Raw genomic sequence first — 15,454 nt, 5'->3', positions numbered from 1 at the left:
TTCTCCTTCCGGCTTTTGGGAGGTGCGAGCGCAAGACCGCTCGCGGGCCAGGTCGTGGGTAGCGAGCGAGAGAGGTCGGCCTGAAATAATTCCCTAAGGCAAAGTGCTGAGGTTATAAATGGCGCACCGGCAACAGGGAAGTGCTTGGAATGGACTCGAAAGAACAGCAACTGAAGACACTCTTGGGATTGACGACGCGAACCCTGACCGACCTGACGGCATCGATTACCTCGATGTCCTTCGAGTTGCTGCGCAGTGACGACAGCACCACGCGCAACGCCGCGCGACAGATGATCGAGCGCATGCTGACCATCAGCAGCAATCTGGATGAACACTGGCGTCTGCTTGCTGAATTCAGCGGCGACCAGGGTGGCGAGACGCCGATGGATGGCCTGGCGTCGATTGCCCGGCAGGACGATCCGCCCAGGCTGCCCTCCAACTGAGCCATCGGCTGGCTTGATGCTTGGCGATTCACAAGACGAACGTTTCTGGCGCTGATGCCGGTCTGGCACCATAGTTTTGTTCCCGCGGCCTGACGCTGGCCGCCCGAATAAAATAGAGACTGGCCATGACCAAGACTCTCCATCACCGTGCCTGTCACCTGTGCGAGGCCATCTGCGGCCTGACCATTGAAACCACCGAAGTCGAAGGCGCCGGCCCGCAGATCACCTCGATCAAGGGCGATGCGCAGGACAGCTTCAGCCGCGGCCATATCTGCCCCAAGGCGGTGGCGCTGCAAGATATCCAGAACGACCCGGATCGGCTGCGCGAGCCCATGCGCAGGGTCGGCGGCGAGTGGCAGGCGATCGAGTGGGACGAGGCCTTCGAACTGGTGGCCGAGCGCCTGGCCGCGATCCAGGAGCGTCACGGCAACAATGCGGTGGCGGTGTACCAGGGCAATCCCAGCGTGCATAACTATGGGCTGATGACCCACAGCAATTATTTCCTCGGCCTGCTGAAAACCCGGAACCGGTTTTCCGCCACTTCGGTGGACCAGCTGCCGCAGCACCTGAGCAGCTACCTGATGTACGGCCATGGTCTGCTGCTGCCGATCCCGGATATTGATAACACCGATTTCATGCTGATCCTGGGGGGCAATCCGCTGGCGTCGAACGGCAGCATCATGACCGTGCCGGACGTGGAGAAGCGCTTGAAGGCGATCCAGGCACGCGGCGGCAAAGTGGTGGTGGTCGACCCCCGGCGCAGCGAGACGGCGGCGATGGCCAACCAGCATGTGTTTGTCCGTCCCGGCGGTGATGTGGCGCTGCTGTTCGGCATGCTGCATACGCTCTTCGAGGAACGGCTGGCGCGCGACAGCCATTTGCCGGTGGATGGCCTGGCGGAGGTGCGTGAGGCTGTTTCCGGTTTCAGTGCCAAAGCCATGAGCCCCTTGTGCTCGGTGCCGGCACCGCAGATCCGCCAGTTAGCGCGCGATTTCGCCTCGGCGGACAAGGCTGTGTGTTACGGCCGCATGGGCGTCTCTACCCAGGCGTTCGGCACCCTTTGCCATTGGTTGGTGCAACTGCTCAACCTGGTGACCGGCAACCTGGATCGGGTCGGCGGTGCCCTGTGCACCGAGCCGGCGGTGGATCTGGTGGCGGCAACCTCGGGTGGGCACTTCAACGCCTGGCAAAGCCGGGTTTCAGGGCGCCCTGAATACGGCGGCGAACTGCCGGTCTCGGCCCTGGCCGAAGAGATGTTGACCGAAGGCGAAGGGCAGGTACGGGCGTTGATCACGGTGGCCGGCAACCCGGTGCTGTCGACGCCCAACGGACGGCAACTGGAGCAGGCGCTGGATGGCCTGGAGTTCATGGTCTGTATCGATCTGTACATCAATGAAACCACCCGCTATGCGGACCTGATCCTGCCATCGACCTCGGCCCTGGAAAACGATCACTACGACACCACGTTCAACATGTTCGCGGTGCGCAATGTCAGCCGCTTCAACCAGGCGATCCTGCCCAAGCCCGAAGGTGCGCTGCATGACTGGGAAATCTTCGTCGGCCTGGCCAGGGCCTTTGCTGCGCGAACCGGCAAGGAACTCAAGCCGACCCTCCCGCCGGCGCAGATGATCGACAGAGGCTTGCGAGCGGGGCGGTATGGCGAGGCGTCCGAATTCAATCTGTCCGTGGCGACGCTGGCCGAGCACCCCCACGGGATAGACCTGGGACCGCTCAAGCCGAACCTGGCGGCGCGCCTGAAAACCGAGAACCAGCGAGTGCAGGCCGCACCCGCGGCGATCATGGCGGATCTCAAGCGCTTTGCCGCATTGCAGGCTCCGGCGGCCGGCGAACTGCTAATGATCGGTCGGCGCCATGTGCGCAGTAATAATTCGTGGATGCACAATTACCATCGGCTGGTGAAGGGCAAGCCACGGCACCAGTTGCTGATGCATCCGGATGATCTGAACCATCGGGGGCTGACTGACGGGCAGCGCGTGCGGGTCAGTTCGCGGGTCGGGGCCATCGAAGTGGAAGTCCTGGCCAGCAGCGAGATGATGCCCGGCGTGGTCAGCCTTCCCCACGGCTGGGGGCATGGCCGGCCAGGCGTGCAGATGAGCATCGCCACGGCGCAACCGGGGGCGAGTGCCAATGACCTGACCGACGAGCATCAGTTGGACGAGCTATCGGGCAATGCGGCGCTCAATGGCGTTCCGGTGACGGTGGAGGCGGCCTGAGGAGTCTGTCGGAGAGGCCGAGCATGGCGCTCGGCTTTCCGTTACAATGCGCCACCGTGTCGACAACAGAGTCGGAAAGTTCAGCCGAGGTGCTCCATGGATATCATCGAAACTATTAAAGAGCAGATTGCCAACAACACCATTCTGCTTTACATGAAAGGCTCGCCGAATGCCCCGCAGTGCGGCTTCTCCGCGAAAGCCGCTCAAGCTGTGATGGGGTGTGGTGAGAAGTTCGCTTACGTGGACATCCTGCAGAACCCGGAAATCCGCGCCAACCTGCCTAAATACGCCAACTGGCCAACTTTCCCGCAACTGTGGGTAGCTGGCGAACTGGTCGGCGGCAGCGACATCATGGCTGAGATGTTCGCCAATGGTGAGTTGCAGGCCCTGATCAAGGCCGCCGCTGAAAAAGCCGCTGCCAAGAGCGAAGCCTGATTCGCTTCATGCAGGAGCGACCCGTTCGCTCCTGCAGCTTGTGTGGAATTGTCCACGCAATAAAAAGCCCCGCCCTCGTAAGAGAGGCGGGGCTTTTTTATGGAGCGAAGTATGTATGGCTCAAAGCCTGGGGGAATTACTCGTCGCCCATCTGCGATTGCAGGTAGTTTTCCAGGCCGACTTTATCGATCAGGCCCAGTTGGGTTTCCAGCCAGTCGATATGTTCTTCTTCCGATTCCAGGATGTCTTCCAGCAACTCGCGGCTACCGAAATCGCCAACCGATTCGCAATGGGCGATGGCGGCTTTCAGGTCGGTATGGCCGGTACGCTCGATGCGCAGGTCGCACTCGAGCATTTCCTTGGTGTGTTCGCCGATATGCAGTTTGCCCAGGTCCTGAACGTTTGGCAGGCCTTCGAGGAAGAGGATGCGCTTGATCAGCTTGTCCGCATGCTTCATCTCGTCGATGGACTCGTGGTATTCGTGCTTGCCCAGCTTGTTCAGGCCCCAGTCTTCATACATGCGTGCATGCAGGAAGTACTGATTGATCGCGACCAGTTCATTGGCAAGGATCTTGTTGAGATGCTGGATGACTGTGACGTCGCCTTTCATGATGGGGTCCTGCCCTGTAATTAGCGGTATATAAGGCAGAGTCTGAGCCGCAGGATGATTAGTGTCAAACCTAAGTTATTGAATAATATATGAAAATTAATCGGAATAAGAATGTTTGTGTTCCGCGTTTTGACGCTAAGCGATTGAATTACAGGCATAAAAAAACCGGACACGAAGTCCGGTTCTTTTAAATGGCGTTAATTACGCAACATTAAATTCTACTGGGTAGGCAATTGCTGGCTGGCTGCTTTGCAGCTCGGTCAGGGTTTCACGCACCACTTGCTTGGCAAGGCAGGCACATTTGCCGCATTGACTGGCCACGCCGGTCGCTTGGCGTACTTCACGATAGCTGCAGCAACCGTCGTAGATTGCATCGCGGATTTGTCCGTCGGTGACGCCAGTGCAGAGGCAGACATACATAAGGTGAGAACCGTCGCTGGTTATGGCTCAATGCGATGGATCTTAATGTTAACGAGAATGATTGTCAAAGTGGTTTGCTGGGGCTTTTTGCCAGAAACCTGTTTGGCAGACGAACGGCTTTTTTCGCCCCGGACGATGAGTTGACCGGTATATACAGCTTTTTTGCGGTCTGAGCCCGAGGGATGGAAAAACCACTAAGGACAGCTCAAAAACGCGGTGTATGATGTGCGGTCCTTACGAAGCGGGATCGAGTCACAGGGCTGTCGCTTAGCGACGGCAGACTAGGCTGGATCTCATTCTTCATTCGATCACACCAGGAGATATCCAATGAGCGTACTCGTAGGCAAACAAGCCCCTGACTTCACCGTTCCCGCCGTTCTCGGCAATGGCGAAATCGTCGACAGCTTCACCCTGTCCTCGGCCATCAAAGGCAAATACGGCCTGGTGTTCTTCTACCCGCTGGACTTCACCTTCGTCTGCCCGTCCGAGCTGATCGCTCTGGACCACCGCATGGCTGACTTCAAGGCGCGCAACGTTGAAGTGATCGCTGTTTCGATCGACTCGCACTTCACTCACAACGCCTGGCGCAACACCCCGATCAATGCCGGCGGCATTGGTCAGGTCCAGTACATCATGGCTGCTGACATGAAGCACGAAATCGCCAAGGCCTACGACGTCGAGTCCGAAGGCGGCGTGGCTTTCCGTGGCGCGTTCCTGATCGACGACAAAGGCGTCGTGCGTTCGCAGATCGTCAATGACCTGCCGCTGGGCCGTAACATGGAAGAGCTGATCCGTCTGGTCGACGCTCTGCAATTCCACGAAGAGCACGGCGAAGTCTGCCCTGCCAACTGGAAGAAAGGCGACAAGGGCATGACCGCTTCGCCAGAAGGCGTTGCTGCTTACCTGAGCGAGAACGCCGGCAAGCTGTAAGCCGCGCTTCACGCATAAAAAAACCGGCCTCAGGGCCGGTTTTTTTTTATGCGCGGTCGATCAGCGACGGATCAGTCGTTGAAGTCTTGCCAGCCGCCCATTTCCTTCCAGCGATTGACGATGCCGCAGAACAGATCGGCAGTCTTCTCGGTGTCGTAGCGGGCGGAATGCGCTTCGCGGCCATCGAAATCGATATCGGCGGCCTGGCATGCCTTGGCCAGCACGGTTTGACCGTAGGCCAGGCCGGCAAGCGTCGCGGTATCGAAGCTGGAGAACGGATGAAACGGGTTGCGCTTCATGTCCAGGCGCGCGACAGCCGCGTTGAGGAAGCCCAGGTCGAAGCTGCTGTTGTGCCCGACCAGGATCGCGCGCTTGCAGCCGTTGGCCTTCAGCGCCTTGCGCACGCTGCGGAAGATATCGTTCAGCGCGGTTTCTTCACTGACGGCCATGCGCAGCGGATGGTCGAGCTTGATCCCGGTGAATTCCAGCGCTGCGGCTTCGATGTTGGCGCCTTCGAAAGGCTCGACGCGGAAAAACAGCGTGTGTTCGGGAAACACGAAGCCCTTTTCGTCCATGCCGATAATGGTCGCGGCAATTTCCAGCAAGGCGTCGGTGGCCGAATTGAAACCACCGGTTTCAACGTCGACGACTACCGGCAGGTAACCACGAAAGCGTGCCGCCATTGGATGACGCGAGCCACCACCGCCGTGACCGTCCTGCTCGTCGTCGAAATGGTCTTCACTCACGCGTGTTCCTCCAGCAGGCGCCAGCGCAGTTTTTCACCGGCGCGCAGCGGGATGACGGTCAGCTCGCCGAAAGGCAGGCTGGCAGGGGCGGTCCATTCTTCACGAACCAGGGTAATGCGATCGGTGTTGGCCGGCAGGCCGTAGAAGCGCGGGCCATTGAGGCTGGCGAAGGCTTCCAGTTTGTCCAGCGCGTTGCGCTGTTCGAAGGCCTCGGCATACAGCTCGATCGCGGCATAGGCGGTGTAGCAGCCGGCACAGCCACAGGCCGCTTCTTTGGCGTGCTGGGCGTGGGGGGCGGAGTCGGTGCCGAGGAAGAACTTCTGGCTGCCGCTGGTGGCGGCGTCGAGCAGCGCTTCCTGGTGCACGTTGCGCTTGAGGATCGGCAGGCAATAGAAGTGCGGGCGAATCCCGCCGACCAGCATGTGGTTGCGGTTGTATAGCAGGTGGTGGGCGGTGATGGTCGCGCCGACGTTGGCCGAGGCCTCGTTGACGAACTGCACGGCGTCACGGGTGGTGATGTGTTCGAACACCACCTTGAGCGTCGGGAAGCGCTCGACGACACGGCGCATGTGCTCGTCGATGAACAGCTTCTCGCGGTCGAAGACGTCGACTTCACTACGCGTGACTTCACCGTGGATCAGCAGCGGCAGGCCGACTTCGGCCATGGCTTCCAGTGCCGGGAAAATCTTGTCGATGCTGGTGACGCCCGAATCCGAGTTGGTGGTCGCGCCGGCCGGGTAGAGCTTGGCCGCATGGACGAAACCACTGGCCTTGGCCGCGCGAATTTCTTCGGGCTGGGTGCGATCGGTAAGGTAGAGCACCATCAGCGGCTCGAAGCGGCTGCCGGCCGGCCGCGCAGCGAGGATGCGCTGGCGATAGGCGTCGGCTTCAGCGGCGTTGCGCACCGGAGGTACCAGGTTAGGCATGATGATGGCGCGGCCAAAGGTGCGCGCGACATCCGCGACAGTATTGGTCAACACGGCACCATCGCGAAGATGAATATGCCAGTCGTCGGGACGCAGCAGGGTCAGGCGGTCGGACATTGGGGATTCCAGGCGGGTCAAACTCCGGTGAATGCTACCGGAAAAGACTCTTCCAGGCACTCGCTATCAAGTTTTGCGTAAAGCTTCCGATATCCCGAAGGTATGCCGTAAACAGGCATGTCGATATTCGTGATGTACAAGTCAGTGGAGCCTCCCGTGCGCCAGCGTTATCTAGCCTTGCTCAGTGTGTTCGCCAGCCTTCCCGCGATGGCGCTGACTTTCCAGACCCGTCTGGAAAGCATTGAGTGGACGGTCGAAGGCGATAAATTCGAGTGCCGTCTGAGCCAGCCGATCACCGATTTCGGCTCCGGGGAGTTCGTGCGTCGTGCCGGTGAGCAGGCGACCTTCCGCCTCAAGGCCTACAACCCGATGCTCGCTGGCGGTTCGGCCACGCTGCTGGCGGCGGCCGCGCCGTGGCAGCCGGGGCGGGGCGACATCAACCTGGGTTCGGTGCGGCTCGGCAGTGGCGATGTGCTGTTCAACAGCTCGCAATTACAGGCCGGGCGCCTGATCGGCGGGCTGCTGGAGGGCCGCAGCCCGGTGGTACGCCATTACTCCCGTGAGGGCGGGGCGTCCGAGGTGCGCTTGCTGCCGGTCAAGTTCAGCAAGGCGTATGGCGACTATCAGCGCTGCGTCGCCAAGTTGTTGCCGCAGAACTTCGACCAGGTCAGGCAATCCGAGGTCGGCTTTCCTGGCGGCGGCATCGATCTGGACGCCAAGGCCAAGGCCAGGCTGCAGGTGATGCTCGAGTTCCTCAAGGCCGACCCGACGGTCAACCACATCCAGCTCGATGGCCACTCGGACAACAGCGGCAATCGCTTGACCAACCGTGACCTGTCGCGGCGCAGGGCGCTGGCGGTGATGGAGTTCTTCAAGGCCAATGGCATTCCCGAGTCGCAGATCGAGATGCGTTTCCACGGTGAACGCTATCCATTGGCGCCTAACACCAACGCTGCGAACCGGGCGAAGAATCGTCGGGTCAACGTGAAGCTTGAGCGTGTCCCGGTCGTGGAAAAACCAGCCCCCCAGGCTGCTGCTCCCGCCAATGCCGCGGCGACTTCCTGAAACGGCTGTCGTCGCGCGCTCGACATAATCTGTCGCTTCGTCGTCATAAGCTGTCGCGCCTCTGTAAATTATCCGCGTTGATCGGTAGACTTGACGGCTTTCCGTAGAACCCCGTGGAGTGATGGCATGGCGGACGTAAACAAGGTCGTTCTGGCGTATTCCGGCGGCCTGGACACTTCGGTGATCCTCAAGTGGCTGCAGGATACTTATAACTGTGAAGTGGTGACATTCACCGCTGACCTGGGTCAGGGCGAAGAGGTCGAACCTGCACGTGCCAAGGCGCAAGCCATGGGCGTGAAAGAGATCTACATCGACGATCTGCGCGAAGAGTTCGTCCGCGATTTCGTTTTCCCGATGTTCCGCGCCAACACCGTTTACGAAGGTGAGTACCTGCTGGGTACTTCCATCGCTCGTCCGTTGATCGCCAAGCGTTTGATCGAGATCGCCAACGAAACCGGTGCCGACGCCATTTCCCACGGCGCTACCGGCAAGGGCAACGACCAGGTTCGTTTCGAGCTGGGCGCCTACGCCTTGAAACCAGGCGTGAAAGTGATCGCTCCGTGGCGTGAGTGGGACCTGCTGTCCCGCGAGAAACTGATGGACTACGCCGAGAAGCACGCGATCCCGATCGAGCGTCACGGCAAGAAGAAATCCCCGTACTCGATGGATGCCAACCTGCTGCACATCTCCTATGAAGGCGGCGTGCTGGAAGACACCTGGACCGAGCACGAAGAGGACATGTGGCGCTGGACCGTCTCCCCGGAGAAGGCTCCCAACACTGCGACCTACATCGAGCTGACCTACCGCAACGGCGATATCGTGGCGATCGACGGCGTCGAGATGACTCCGGCCACCGTGCTGGCGACCCTGAACCGCATCGGCGGCGAAAACGGTATCGGCCGTCTGGATATCGTGGAAAACCGCTATGTCGGCATGAAGTCCCGCGGCTGCTACGAAACCCCTGGCGGCACCATCATGCTGCGCGCTCACCGGGCGATCGAGTCGATCACCCTGGATCGCGAAGTGGCTCACCTGAAAGACGAGCTGATGCCCAAGTACGCCAGCCTGATCTACACCGGCTACTGGTGGAGCCCTGAGCGCCTGATGCTGCAACAGATGATCGACGCTTCCCAGGCCCACGTGAACGGCGTGGTTCGCCTGAAGCTGTACAAGGGCAATGTGATCGTTACCGGTCGCAAGTCCGACGAATCGCTGTTCGATGCCAACATCGCGACCTTCGAAGAAGACGGCGGCGCCTACAACCAGGCGGATGCGGCGGGCTTTATCAAGCTCAATGCCTTGCGCATGCGGATTGCGGCCAACAAGGGCCGGACTTTGTCCTGATACCTTGAGTCGTTCTAAAAGAGCCCCGCCATGAGCGGGGCTTTTTTATGCCTGGCGATTAATCGATCCGCTGGGTATTCGAGTCACACGGCTAAGTTGAAAAGGCATTGTTTCAATAAGCAACAACATATCTTTCAGTATGTATTTTCCAATACGAAATGTAGGAACTACCGAGCTACTTAATATATAAGGATGGGCATTCAAATTTTCTTGTAGGGCAAATCCGTATTGTTTGTAAGGAACTTCTCTGGGCTATGCTGGCCCGGGGTCCGGCCATGCCATGGGTCAAATGACTGGGTTATGGTGTTTGCTTGAAAAACCAATAGCGAACTCTGGACTTACCCATGAAGAAAGTTTTGATCGTAGATGATCATCCCGTCACTCGTCTGGCTGTGCGCATGCTGATGGAGCGGCACGGCTTTGAAGTAGTTGCCGAGGCGGACAATGGCATGGATGCCCTGAAACTGTCTTATGAACATGTTCCAGACATCCTTATTCTTGATATTGGTATTCCCAAACTCGATGGCCTGGAAGTTATCGCCAGGCTTTCATCAAAAGCCATGACGACCAAAGTGCTGGTGTTGAGCCTGCAAGTACCCGGTCCTTTCTCCATGCGTTGCATGCAGGCCGGTGCGGCAGGTTATGTGTGCAAGCAGCAGGACATCACCGAGCTGATCAGCGCCGTCAGGGCGGTACTGGCCGGCTACAGCTATTTTCCCAACGAAGCCCTGCATACCCTGCGCTCAAGCCTGGGTATCGCCAGCGAGGAGGGAATGTTGTCGAGCCTGTCCGGGCGGGAGTTGATGGTTCTCAAGCAACTCGCCAATGGGCAGACCAACAAGAAGATTGCCGAAGGTTTGTGCTTGAGCAGTAAAACGGTAAGCACCTACAAAAGGCGCCTGCTGGGAAAGCTCAATGCCCGCTCGCTGGTGGACCTAATCGAGTTCGCCAAGCGCCATCAACTGGCATGAAGGTCGGCGAATGCAATAAAGCGCACGAGGAAACAAAGCGGCTTTTGCCGGGCCTGATTGCAGCGCGGCATTGCCAGCCTGCCGGCAATCCCGGGCCACTCTGCCGCGCATTGCCTGTTTGAAAGAACGGCTTGGCGGTAAAACAAAAAAGCCTCCAAGAAAGGAGGCTTTTTGTTACTAAAGATCAAAGTCGTAATCGGCCAATTGCTTTTGCAAGCGCCGCTCTTCCAGAAGGTTGTCGATGGTCCGGCGTTTGCTCAAGTTGGTCTTGGCCACCTCTACCACGGGCTCTGCATCTTCTGTTTCAACAGGGGTGAAGTCGTCTTCTACGTCCAGTTGTTCTTTACCAGTACTCATAAGGTTAACTCCAGGCTAAGACTGCCATTGGCGCTCCTTATATCGATATTCTCCGGACGGGTAAAAAAGATTTTTTCAATCGACTCATCATCAAAATCAATGATTGCTCAATCGTCAGAGGTCTTGTGCTTGTATTCGCACAGGTCCTCGATCCGGCAGCTTCCACAGCGCGGCTTGCGGGCCAGGCACACGTAGCGGCCATGAAGGATCAGCCAGTGATGGGAGTCGAGGAGAAACTCCTTGGGCACGACTTTCATCAGCTTCTTTTCGACTTCCACGACATTCTTCCCGGGAGCCAGCCCGGTGCGGTTGCTGACCCGGAAAATGTGCGTATCCACGGCCATGGTCAGTTGGCGGAAGGCGGTGTTGAGCACCACGTTGGCGGTCTTCCGGCCGACGCCTGGCAGGGCTTCGAGCTCTTCGCGGGTCTGCGGGACTTCGCTGTTGTGCCGTTCCACCAGCAGGCGGCAAGTCTCGATCACGTTTTTGGCCTTGCTGTTGTACAGGCCGATGGTCTTGATGTACTCGGACAGGCCGTCGACGCCCAGGGCATAGATGGCCGCCGGGGTATTGGCCACGGGGAAAAGCTTGGCCGTCGCCTTGTTGACCCCGACATCGGTGGACTGGGCCGAAAGAATCACGGCGATCAGCAGCTCGAAGGGCGACGAATAGGCCAGTTCGGTTTTCGGTTCCGGATTGTCTTCGTGGAGCCTGCGGAAAATTTCCAGGCGTTTTGCGGCATTCATGGGTGAGTCATTTCCTTGAAGGCGGTCGGTGTGAGGTCGAAGAGACGGCCCAGGCCTGCCTGGCGGCCAGCAGCAGTCCCAGCAGGATAAAACCGCCTGGGGCGAATGTGAGCAGGTGCAAGCCGCCCTGGGCGCTCAGGACCCAGCCGGGCCAGTCGACGTCGTTCATCCCCAGCAGCCAGGGCAGACGATGGCCGATCGAGCCGCTGCCGAGGGCTTCGCGTAGGGCACCCAGGATAACCAGCAACAGGCAGAACAGGCCAATGAAGCGCAAGCGCACCGGGCGCTGGAAAAAATCCTGCTGCTCCAGGACGACGCATTGCACGGCGATCAGGCCCAGGTAGAGGGCCAATTGTTGCTGCAGTTCGAATGCCCAGGCCTGTGCGGCCAGTACGGCACAACCGGTGAGGGTGGCGCTGAGCAGGACACTGGCGCCCAGGCGGGCCTGGCCCGCCAGCCGTGGGCGCAGGGCGCTCATGCCGAGGCCGAACAGGCTGCTCACGCAAAGAAATACCACCATCAGGCCCAAAGCCTTGACTAGTGAGTCGCTGGCGCCTATCAGCGGGGCCAGCATCAGCGAATTTTGCAGGTTCGACGATTTATTCATGGGCGGGACTCCCCAGCAGCTGTTCGCGATGCTCGTCGAAGTAGCGCAGGCTGTCATGAATTCCCTCGATCACCGCCCGCGAGGTAATGGTGGCCCCGGCGATCTGGTCGAACTGGCCATCGTCCTTTTTCAGCGCCCAACCGGCGTCTCCCGGGTCGCCCAGCGACTTGCCGATAAAACCCTGTAACCAGGCATTCGGGCGTTCGGCGATGCGCGCACCCAGGCCGGGCGTTTCCGAATGCCGCAGGGCCTTGCTGCCCACCAGTTTGCTGTCGGCGGCGATGCCGATCAGCAGGTCGATGGAGCCGCCATAACCGCTGACCCGGCTGTGCAGCAAAACCGCACTGGGTTGGCCGTTGCGGGTCGCGCGATAACCGGCGAGCAGGGTGCTGTGGCCCAGTTGGACGTTAGTGAGGGTCAAGGGCTGATCCAGCGGCTGATTGTCGTAACTGTCCAGCGGCAAAATATCCAGCAGGCTGCGTGCCTGGATGGCGCGCTGCTCCTGCTCGATACGTGGGGCCGTGGCCTGCTGGACAAGGAAAGTGCCCGCGGCGCCGATAGCCGCCAGCAATGCCAGCACTCCCAGACTCATCGCGCGGTTCATCGCAGTGAGGGCTCCTGGGCCGGGGCGGACAAGCGCTCCAGGGCTGGAACAGCCAGGTTCATCAGCAACACTGCGAAGGCGACGCCGTCCGGGTAGCCGCCCCAGGTCCGGATCAGGTAGGTCAGCAGGCCGACCCCGGCGCCGAACAGCAGGCGCGCCTTTGCGCTCCTGGGGCCGGAGACCGGCTCGGTGACGATAAAAAAGGCGCCAAGCATGGTCGCGCCGGTCAGCAGGTGGAATAACGGCGAACCGTTGGAGTCCGACCCGGAACCGTTCCAGCACAGCAGGCTGATGACGAACAGGCTGCCGAGCATGCCGGCCGGGGCGTGCCAGCTGAACACTCGTTGCTGCAGCAAAAAGGCACCGCCGGCGAGAAAGGCCAGGTTGACCCATTCCACGCCCTTGCCGCCGAAATGGCCGAAGGCGGCATTGCCGGCGAACAGCTCGTCGATGGTCAGGCTCTTGTTGATACGCAAGCTGTCGAGCACCGTGGCCTGGGCCCAGGCATCGGGCGCCGTGCTGTCGAGGGCTATGCCGAAGATCTGCTGCAGGCCGCCGAGCAGGTCCAGGCCATGGGAGGCCGGCCAATGAGTCATCTGCTGGGGGAAAGAGACCAGCACCAGGGCATAACCGAGCATCGCCGGGTTGAACGGATTCTTGCCGACGCCACCGTACAAATGCTTGCCGAACAGCAAGGCACAGGCCGCCGCGCTGACCGTCAGCCACCATGGGCAATACGGCGGCAAGGCCAGGGCCAGCAGCATGGCGCTGACCAGGGCGCTGCCGTCGCCGAGGAACGGGCGCAACGGCCAACGGCGCAGTCGCAGCACCGCGGCTTCGACGGCCAGGGCGGTGCCACCGGCCAGCAGCAGGTTGATCAGGATGCCCCAGCCAAACAGCCAGAAGAGCGCCAGCAGCCCCGGCAGGGTCGCCAGAAGCACACGCTGCATGGCCTGTTGCAGGCGCTCGTCCGGTTGCTCAGGGGGCGTCATGGGCTTGTACCTGGCGTTCTGCTTCGGCCAGTCGTTCGCGGGCCTTGGCCAGCACTGGCGGCGGGGTTTCGCCATGGCGTTCCAGCTTGCGCACTTCAGCACGCGCGTAAGCCAGCTCGGTTTTCAACTGCCGCAGGCGGGCGTCGATCGGCCGCTTCTCGACCCGCACAAGATTGGGCGCTGGCTGCCCGCTGGCCGCCTCGGCCGCATGCAAGGCCTGCTCTGCGTCCCGCAGCGCCTGCGCCAGGTTGGCCAGTTGCTCGGCGGGTGCCTGGCTGTCCTGGGCCTTTTTCAGTTCGGCGCGGCGCATCGCCAGCTGGATCTTCGCCCGCTTGAGCTCGGCGTCTTTGGCGGGGGGCGCTGAGGCCTGGGTTTCGCCGCTGGCTTCGACAGTGCTTTCCAGCTGCGCGAGCGCTTGCTCGGCAGTTTCGAACTGACGCTGCAGGACGATCAATTGCGACTGTTGCTCAAAGGTCGGCGGATGGCCGAAGGCTTTCAGCGATTTGTTCAATTGGGCGCGGCTCATCGCCAGGTCGATCTTGGCTTTTTTCACCGCGGCATCGGCGGCCGCGGCCTTTTGCGCGCGCACCCGCTCGATGGCGGCCTGCACCGGGTTCAGGGTGGTTTCGCTGGGCTGCGCGGCACGTTGCGCCCGGGCGGCCCGTTCGGCCTGCTTGTGCTGCTCTTCGCGTTGCAGTCGGGCGTTGCGGCGCTCGAAGCGCAGGCGCGCATGATCGCGCTTGGCGGCGCGGGCGCGTTGTTCTTCGGGGCTGCTGGCCAGGCCGCCGACGATTGGCAGCACATTATCCAGGGGCAGCGGATGCATTTCGATGCAGTCCACCGGGCACGGCGCCACGCAAAGATCGCAGCCGGTGCATTCATCGACCAGCACCGTATGCATCTGCTTGGCCGCGCCGACGATGGCGTCCACCGGACAGGCCTGGATGCATTTGGTGCAGCCAATGCACTCGGCTTCGCGAATAAAGGCCACCTGGGCCGGCGCCGGGCCGCGGCTGATATCCAGCTCCAGGATCGGCACGTTCAGCAGCCTGGCCAGGCCGGCGATGGTTTCGTCGCCACCGGGCGGGCACTTGTTGATCGCCTCGCCATTGGCGATGCCTTCGGCGTAGGGCTTGCATCCGGGGTGGCCGCACTTGCCGCATTGGGTCTGTGGCAGCAGGGCGTCGATGCGTTGAATCAGACTCATGTGTCGAGCAGTCCGTTGAAGCCGAGAAATGCCACGGCCATCAGGCCGGCGCTGATCAAATCGATCGGCAGGCCGCGAAAAGGCAGGGGCACATCGTTAGTGAGAATGCGCTGGCGCAGGTCGCTGAACAGGCTCAGCACCAGCCAGAAACCCAGGCCCGCGCCCAGGCACAGGGCGAGGCCATGGCCGAACCCGCGATTGGCCTGGGCCGCCAGCAGCAACGCGCCGAGCACGCCGGCATTGCCCAGCAGCAACGGCCACAGGCCGTCGAACGGCAGCCTGGGGAATACTCGGGTCAGCAGCCTGAGCAACGGCGTGATCGACAGCACGGCAAGCGGCAGGAACACCAACAGTTGCAGCGAGGCCAGGCCCAGCGGCAGCAGCAATACCTGGTAAAGCCCGTAGCCGAGCAAACTGCAGAGCAGCATCAGGCAACTGGTGGCGATCCCCAGGGCATGGATGCGCCGACGCGCGAACTGCGGCTCGGCAGCGGCCTGCAACAGCGGATCGACGCCCAGCGGCCACTGCAACACGAAGTTGTTGATCAGGGCAGTGCTGATGAGCGTGAGGGCAATCTCGGTCATGTTCGTGGCCGGTGAGGGCGGGCGGATACCTGAAGACTAGGCAATTATCCGGCAAGGGCGCAGGCCCATCCAGATATGAAAATCCCCCCGCCACGCAGTGGCGCGACGGGGGGATC

General features: G+C 60.8%; 18 protein-coding genes. 7 read left to right on the top strand and 11 right to left on the bottom strand.

The window, feature by feature from the left end:
- Nucleotides 1-149: 149 nt before the first annotated feature.
- The 3 genes from BLV20_RS13820 to grxD all read left to right on the top strand — a co-directional run bounded on the left by BLV20_RS13820 (nt 150) and on the right by grxD (nt 3,112).
- Nucleotides 150-443: a hypothetical protein gene (locus BLV20_RS13820; RefSeq protein WP_092302311.1), complete on the top strand. Its 294-nt coding sequence runs from the start codon at nt 150-152 to the stop codon at nt 441-443.
- A 125-nt stretch (nt 444-568) separates the two neighbouring features.
- Nucleotides 569-2,677, top strand: a complete 2,109-nt coding sequence (locus tag BLV20_RS13815; protein WP_092302309.1) for a molybdopterin oxidoreductase family protein — start codon at nt 569-571, stop codon at nt 2,675-2,677.
- Nucleotides 2,678-2,773: 96 nt separating this feature from the next.
- Nucleotides 2,774-3,112 (top strand): Grx4 family monothiol glutaredoxin, encoded by a 339-nt coding sequence (gene grxD, locus BLV20_RS13810; protein WP_092302308.1) that lies wholly within the window; start codon nt 2,774-2,776, stop codon nt 3,110-3,112.
- Nucleotides 3,113-3,248: 136 nt separating this feature from the next.
- On the opposite strand, the gene bfr is transcribed toward grxD, so the two are convergent.
- Entirely contained in the window at nt 3,249-3,722 is a 474-nt protein-coding gene (gene bfr / locus BLV20_RS13805) for a bacterioferritin (protein WP_092302306.1), read from the bottom strand.
- A 201-nt stretch (nt 3,723-3,923) separates the two neighbouring features.
- Entirely contained in the window at nt 3,924-4,142 is a 219-nt protein-coding gene (locus BLV20_RS13800; protein ID WP_092302303.1) for a bacterioferritin-associated ferredoxin, read from the bottom strand.
- Nucleotides 4,143-4,469: 327 nt separating this feature from the next.
- On the opposite strand from BLV20_RS13800, the gene BLV20_RS13795 reads away from it, so the two are divergent.
- Nucleotides 4,470-5,072 (top strand): peroxiredoxin, encoded by a 603-nt coding sequence (locus BLV20_RS13795; RefSeq protein ID WP_011063111.1) that lies wholly within the window; start codon nt 4,470-4,472, stop codon nt 5,070-5,072.
- Between the two features lie 71 nt (nt 5,073-5,143).
- Here BLV20_RS13795 and rnt read toward each other — a convergent pair whose 3' ends face one another.
- Nucleotides 5,144-5,818 (bottom strand): ribonuclease T, encoded by a 675-nt coding sequence (gene rnt, locus BLV20_RS13790; RefSeq protein ID WP_092302301.1) that lies wholly within the window; start codon nt 5,816-5,818, stop codon nt 5,144-5,146.
- Nucleotides 5,815-6,861 carry a dihydroorotase gene (gene pyrC / locus BLV20_RS13785; RefSeq protein WP_038576260.1) on the bottom strand — a complete coding sequence of 349 codons (1,047 nt, stop codon included), beginning with the start codon at nt 6,859-6,861 and terminating at the stop codon, nt 5,815-5,817. Before pyrC ends, rnt begins: the two co-directional genes overlap by 4 nt.
- Nucleotides 6,862-7,017: 156 nt before the next feature.
- Between pyrC and BLV20_RS13780 the strand changes: the two genes are divergently transcribed.
- From BLV20_RS13780 to BLV20_RS13770, 3 genes are all read left to right on the top strand, one after another.
- Nucleotides 7,018-7,926: a flagellar protein MotY gene (locus BLV20_RS13780; protein ID WP_092302299.1), complete on the top strand. Its 909-nt coding sequence runs from the start codon at nt 7,018-7,020 to the stop codon at nt 7,924-7,926.
- A gap of 126 nt (nt 7,927-8,052) precedes the next feature.
- Nucleotides 8,053-9,270 carry an argininosuccinate synthase gene (locus BLV20_RS13775; protein ID WP_092302297.1) on the top strand — a complete coding sequence of 406 codons (1,218 nt, stop codon included), beginning with the start codon at nt 8,053-8,055 and terminating at the stop codon, nt 9,268-9,270.
- 344 nt (nt 9,271-9,614) lie between these two features.
- The gene (locus tag BLV20_RS13770) at nt 9,615-10,241 is read left to right on the top strand and encodes a response regulator transcription factor (RefSeq protein WP_092302295.1); all 627 of its coding nucleotides are present in this window, start codon (nt 9,615-9,617) and stop codon (nt 10,239-10,241) included.
- Nucleotides 10,242-10,418: 177 nt separating this feature from the next.
- Here BLV20_RS13770 and BLV20_RS13765 read toward each other — a convergent pair whose 3' ends face one another.
- The 7 genes from BLV20_RS13765 to BLV20_RS13735 form a co-directional block, all read right to left on the bottom strand.
- A complete protein-coding gene (locus BLV20_RS13765) occupies nt 10,419-10,598 on the bottom strand; it encodes a PA3496 family putative envelope integrity protein (RefSeq protein WP_007922443.1) in 180 nt (59 codons plus the stop codon).
- A 107-nt stretch (nt 10,599-10,705) separates the two neighbouring features.
- Nucleotides 10,706-11,344: an endonuclease III gene (gene nth, locus BLV20_RS13760; RefSeq protein WP_092302293.1), complete on the bottom strand. Its 639-nt coding sequence runs from the start codon at nt 11,342-11,344 to the stop codon at nt 10,706-10,708.
- Nucleotides 11,345-11,351: 7 nt separating this feature from the next.
- Nucleotides 11,352-11,951, bottom strand: a complete 600-nt coding sequence (locus BLV20_RS13755; protein WP_092302291.1) for an Rnf-Nqr domain containing protein — start codon at nt 11,949-11,951, stop codon at nt 11,352-11,354.
- Nucleotides 11,944-12,555, bottom strand: a complete 612-nt coding sequence (locus tag BLV20_RS13750) for an RnfABCDGE type electron transport complex subunit G (RefSeq protein ID WP_092302289.1) — start codon at nt 12,553-12,555, stop codon at nt 11,944-11,946. Before BLV20_RS13750 ends, BLV20_RS13755 begins: the two co-directional genes overlap by 8 nt.
- Nucleotides 12,552-13,547, bottom strand: a complete 996-nt coding sequence (locus BLV20_RS13745) for an RnfABCDGE type electron transport complex subunit D (protein ID WP_092302287.1) — start codon at nt 13,545-13,547, stop codon at nt 12,552-12,554. Before BLV20_RS13745 ends, BLV20_RS13750 begins: the two co-directional genes overlap by 4 nt.
- Entirely contained in the window at nt 13,534-14,754 is a 1,221-nt protein-coding gene (gene rsxB, locus BLV20_RS13740; protein ID WP_092302285.1) for an electron transport complex subunit RsxB, read from the bottom strand. The genes BLV20_RS13745 and rsxB overlap by 14 nt, the downstream gene beginning before the upstream one ends.
- Nucleotides 14,751-15,338, bottom strand: a complete 588-nt coding sequence (locus BLV20_RS13735) for an Rnf-Nqr domain containing protein (protein ID WP_092302282.1) — start codon at nt 15,336-15,338, stop codon at nt 14,751-14,753. Before BLV20_RS13735 ends, rsxB begins: the two co-directional genes overlap by 4 nt.
- Between the last annotated feature and the right edge of the window lie 116 nt (nt 15,339-15,454).

It is taken from the genome of Pseudomonas sp. NFIX28 (assembly GCF_900107395.1).
Taxonomy (GTDB): Bacteria; Pseudomonadota; Gammaproteobacteria; order Pseudomonadales; family Pseudomonadaceae; genus Aquipseudomonas.
Note: the sequence above shows the minus strand (reverse complement) of the source record. Positions and strands in the feature narration are given on the sequence as shown.

Excerpts from the sequence above, each read along its gene's own strand:
- BLV20_RS13770 (WP_092302295.1), top strand. The coding sequence starts at position 9,615 with ATGAAGAAAGTTTTGATCGTAGATGATCATCCCGTCACTCGTCTGGCT.
- BLV20_RS13775 (WP_092302297.1), top strand. The coding sequence starts at position 8,053 with ATGGCGGACGTAAACAAGGTCGTTCTGGCGTATTCCGGCGGCCTGGAC.
- grxD (WP_092302308.1), top strand. The coding sequence starts at position 2,774 with ATGGATATCATCGAAACTATTAAAGAGCAGATTGCCAACAACACCATT.
- BLV20_RS13755 (WP_092302291.1), bottom strand. The coding sequence starts at position 11,951 with ATGAATAAATCGTCGAACCTGCAAAATTCGCTGATGCTGGCCCCGCTG.
- rsxB (WP_092302285.1), bottom strand. The coding sequence starts at position 14,754 with ATGAGTCTGATTCAACGCATCGACGCCCTGCTGCCACAGACCCAATGC.
- BLV20_RS13800 (WP_092302303.1), bottom strand. The coding sequence starts at position 4,142 with ATGTATGTCTGCCTCTGCACTGGCGTCACCGACGGACAAATCCGCGAT.
- pyrC (WP_038576260.1), bottom strand. The coding sequence starts at position 6,861 with ATGTCCGACCGCCTGACCCTGCTGCGTCCCGACGACTGGCATATTCAT.
- BLV20_RS13765 (WP_007922443.1), bottom strand. The coding sequence starts at position 10,598 with ATGAGTACTGGTAAAGAACAACTGGACGTAGAAGACGACTTCACCCCT.
- BLV20_RS13820 (WP_092302311.1), top strand. The coding sequence starts at position 150 with ATGGACTCGAAAGAACAGCAACTGAAGACACTCTTGGGATTGACGACG.
- BLV20_RS13815 (WP_092302309.1), top strand. The coding sequence starts at position 569 with ATGACCAAGACTCTCCATCACCGTGCCTGTCACCTGTGCGAGGCCATC.
- BLV20_RS13750 (WP_092302289.1), bottom strand. The coding sequence starts at position 12,555 with ATGAACCGCGCGATGAGTCTGGGAGTGCTGGCATTGCTGGCGGCTATC.
- bfr (WP_092302306.1), bottom strand. The coding sequence starts at position 3,722 with ATGAAAGGCGACGTCACAGTCATCCAGCATCTCAACAAGATCCTTGCC.
- BLV20_RS13745 (WP_092302287.1), bottom strand. The coding sequence starts at position 13,547 with ATGACGCCCCCTGAGCAACCGGACGAGCGCCTGCAACAGGCCATGCAG.
- BLV20_RS13795 (WP_011063111.1), top strand. The coding sequence starts at position 4,470 with ATGAGCGTACTCGTAGGCAAACAAGCCCCTGACTTCACCGTTCCCGCC.
- BLV20_RS13735 (WP_092302282.1), bottom strand. The coding sequence starts at position 15,338 with ATGACCGAGATTGCCCTCACGCTCATCAGCACTGCCCTGATCAACAAC.
- nth (WP_092302293.1), bottom strand. The coding sequence starts at position 11,344 with ATGAATGCCGCAAAACGCCTGGAAATTTTCCGCAGGCTCCACGAAGAC.